Raw genomic sequence first — 628 nt, forward strand, 5'->3', positions numbered from 1 at the left:
TGGAACACAGTATCTTTACTGAGCATGATCGTATTAAAGAAATCTTGCAGCAGCGTCAAGCCAGCTGGCAGTCCAATTTGGCAGGTTCTGGTCACTCATATGCGATGCAAACGGCCAGCCGCGGTATGAGTCGTCAAGCGCAGCTAGAATATGTACGTAGCGGTTTACCAGCACTAAATGTACTCAAAGCATTCTTGGGGCATGCCAGTACCGATGATGCACGGTGGGATCAATTAGCGACCAGTTTGATGGACTTGCATCAACGTTTGATCAGTTTACCTAAGCATGCTGTCATCATCTGTGAAGCCGAGCAAACGGAACGCTTGAGTGGCTTAATCGTCGATAGTTGGAAAGACAGTAAAGCAGCAACGTCTACTGATAATATAATCAACACTGAAGCTAACATTCCAAGTGAGTTTGCAAATCTGCATCTAGATAGCGCTCTAAATGGAGAAAAAGACGCAGTCAAAGCGTTAGAAAGTGGGACTGCTCTCGATGTTGCAGATCTAGCATGGTTAGTACCGACCAACGTTTATCATAATGCCAGCGCTTATACCGTACCAGCGGCTGACCATCCTGATACTGCCGCATTAATGGTATTAGCGCCTTACCTACGTAATGGCTATTT

The 628-nt window shown here is 45.9% G+C and carries 1 pseudogene; it reads left to right on the forward strand.

Annotated features, from left to right (window positions below):
- A pseudogene (locus tag ACS8FC_RS18700) lies at positions 1-628 on the forward strand (insulinase family protein); the annotation flags it as partial.

It is taken from the genome of Psychrobacter sp. 1Y4 (assembly GCF_051847555.1).